Annotated in this window: 2 protein-coding genes; one reads left to right on the forward strand and one right to left on the reverse strand. The window is 42.5% G+C overall.

The features are described from left to right. Nucleotides 1–11: 11 nt before the first annotated feature. Nucleotides 12–1,247 carry a M20 family metallopeptidase gene (locus tag Q7P22_RS08365; protein ID WP_286933079.1) on the reverse strand — a complete coding sequence of 412 codons (1,236 nt, stop codon included), beginning with the start codon at nt 1,245–1,247 and terminating at the stop codon, nt 12–14. A gap of 699 nt (nt 1,248–1,946) precedes the next feature. Here Q7P22_RS08365 and Q7P22_RS08370 point away from each other — a divergent pair. Next, nucleotides 1,947–3,199: sodium:solute symporter family protein (locus tag Q7P22_RS08370; RefSeq protein WP_303863049.1), on the forward strand; the 1,253-nt coding region annotated here is incomplete at its 3' end.

Genomic DNA, 3,199 nt, shown 5'->3' on the forward strand with positions numbered 1-3,199 from the left:
ACATATATTTTTTATTCGTTCAGATAGTAGAGAGCTGCCAGCGCATAGATTTTTCCTGCTTCAATCAGGTCATCAAGCTCAACCCATTCATCTACATGATGAGGGACCTCCCTATCCCCAGCACCTGTAACAATCACAGGGATACCCTTGCGAACCTGCAGGAACGTACCATCTGTGGCTCCTGGGACACCGTTATATTTGGGTTCAACGCCCATCACCTCACGAAAAGCGCGATCTACAGACCTCACAACCGGTTCTTCTTTGGAAACTTCTGTCCATGGTCTATCATCAATAACCTCTATAGAAGCTGCAAAACGATCATATTCATTAGGATATTGGCGGCTAAGACGGTCAATAATGCCCTGGATCTGGCGTACTATAGCTTGATGATCTTGGTTAGGAACCGTACGAATATCAAGTGTTACATAACAATCATCGGGAATGACATTGATTTGTGCTACACCTTCAAGAGGTGCCTTAATCATGGTCGGAGTAATGCTCGGCCATCCGAGATAGTCGTGTCGCATCACCCGGTCTTTTTCAAAATTTTCGAGATACTTGATTTCGCTGATAAAACGAGCGAGAGACCAGTTAGGATTTACACCGGCAAGAGGCATACAGCCGTGGCCCTGCGCTCCTTGAAAGATAACCTTAATTCGCATTGCCCCTTTTTGGAAAACGCACAGATTTTTCTCTTCCGGTTCGCAAATAATAGCTCCATCAACATTGTCAGCCCAACCTTTTTCGATAAAATCCTTAATGCCAATCATGGAGCCTTCTTCGTCTACGGGGAAACAGAGGAGTATGTTACCTTTAAAAGGAATTCCAGAGTCTTTAATGGCTTTCGCTGCAAAAAAAGCAGCAGCAGTATTTCCTTTCGTGTCGTTCGTTCCGCGGCCATACATCCTCTTCTTGCCATCTACCTCCACGATTTCTCCACCAAAGGGATCATATTTCCACTTTCCAGGATCCCCTATAGAAACTACATCTTGATGTCCTTCGAAGAGAAGTGTTTTCCCAGGTTCTTTGCCACGAAGAAAAGCTATGACATTAGAGCGACCTGGAACCACTTCATCTACATGGACTTCAAATCCTTCTTCATGGAGCAACTTTTCCAGATACTCTGTTACCCGAGATTCATTTGCACCTTCTACATTGGGGTCAAAAACACTATCGATACGAACTAAATCTTGGGTACACTTGATAAGACCTTCTTCATCAAAGAAACGTAGCACATCTTTATACATTTTCTCTCCTCCTTCTTAGGAATTTAAATATTTCGGAAAAGTTACAATAATTCTCCCCCTAATAACAGAGGAGGCATGTTCGAAGGTAAAAAACTCAAGACAAAGTAGACTTATCAACAGGCAACGGAAGGAATACGCTGTCTCTTTTATTTTCAAAGAAACAAACGCGAAATTCGAATATGACAAAAGAGCACGGCTTACATTAGTTATTCTCACATTTCTTCTCCTCAGTCGTTCATGGTAATCATGGTACGATTAGGGCCGAAGATCCTCTTGAATTCCATAATGCAGAACCTTTTACTTTATAGTGGAATATGCCCCTATTATATTTGCACATATATTTCTGTCAATCTTTATTATCGAGACAATTATTAGAGTTCTTTATCGCTTGCAACTACAATAATTTACATTTTTTGAGGCTTCGATGGAAAATAAATTGTTATTGACAGGAATACATGCATACATATAATTATAACTGTCTGTTCCATAAAAAAATATTTAATTCCATTATGCGGAATAAGCTTTTGCCCCTAAAAGGGACTTTGTGCTTCTAGACAAAGTTACAAGAAACAAGTAGTTTTGATAATTTCTATCGTAATTGACAAGGCATCTTTCATCGCCCTTGAAAGCTTCTCTGGAACAATAACGGCCTTCGTAGCGATACGCGTGGACCACATATAAAATGGAGGAGGGTACGGCATGAATGGATACTTAGTAGCAATTGTTCTTTACGCTTTATTGCTTATTGTGATTGGATGGTGTATTGGCAAAAGAGTAAAAGGAGCTGGCGGCTTTTTTGTTGCTGGAAGACAGCTATCCACGGGGTTGCTCTTCACAACTCTTATTGCAGCAAATTTGGGGGCAGGATCTACTGTCGGAGTTGCAGGCATCGGATACAAATTTGGTATTTCCGGCTGGTGGTGGATCGGCAGTGCAGGTATAGGATCTATGATTCTCGCTTATGTAGTAGGGCCTAAAATCTGGCGTATCTCTTGTCGCTACAACCTTTACACACTGGGAGACTATCTCGACCTCCGTTACAGCAAAGCTTTTCGTGGGCTTATATCGGGGATGATGGCGATTGGGACGCTCGCCCTATTTTCAGGGCAACTCATTGGGATAGCGTGGATCCTCAATGTGGTAGCTAATATTGACAAAATATGGGGCATCCTTATCGGGGCATGCGTCACGACCCTCTACTTCGCTGCTGGGGGGCTTCTCTCCGCAGCTATCGTCAATATTGTGGAACTCGCAGTTATAATTCTCGGTTTCTCGCTAGCTGCCCCTTATGTCCTTTCTTATGTTGGAGGATGGAGTGGGCTCACAACAACCATCACATCTAAGCTAGGATCGGAAGCTGCTAATCAGTTCTTTTCCTGGAAAGGAATTGGCGCGACAACGATTGTGGGATATCTTTTTATGCTTATCCCTTCTTTCTGCATTTCTCCAGGTCTCATAGGGAAAGTGTACGGGGCTAAAAACGAGCAGGCAATTCGAACAGGTACAGCGCTAAACGGCGTAGTACAACTTATTTTTGCTTTTTTACCAGTAGTAATAGGCATGTGTGCATTTGCAGCTTTCCCCGATCTTGCCAATAGCGAATTAGCTTTGCCTACTGCTATGAAAGAAATGATGCCTTTTGCTGTATCAACCTTGGCGTTAGCCGCCATTTTTGCAGCAGAGGTCAGTACTGCTGACGCAGTACTTTACATGCTGACTACATCTATTTCCAAAGATATTTACCAGACATTTTTCCGCCCTGATCTTTCAGAGCAAGATCTTTTAAAATTTAGTAGAAGAGTTACACTAATATGTGGAGTTGTGGGTGTTGCACTCGCAGTCATAATTCCTAACATACTCACTGCTTTACAGATTTTCTACTCTCTTATGAGTGTTTCTCTTGCAGCACCATTGCTTTTGGGACTCTTTTGCGATAAGGCCTCCAAGAAAGG

The sequence above is a fragment of the Alkalibaculum bacchi genome (assembly GCF_937875145.1).
In the GTDB taxonomy this organism is placed as follows: Bacteria; Bacillota; Clostridia; order Eubacteriales; family Alkalibacteraceae; genus Alkalibaculum; species Alkalibaculum bacchi_A.

Bases quoted from the DNA above. Each gene is read 5' to 3' on its own strand.
- Q7P22_RS08365 (WP_286933079.1), bottom strand. From the start codon at position 1,247: ATGTATAAAGATGTGCTACGTTTCTTTGATGAAGAAGGTCTTATCAAG.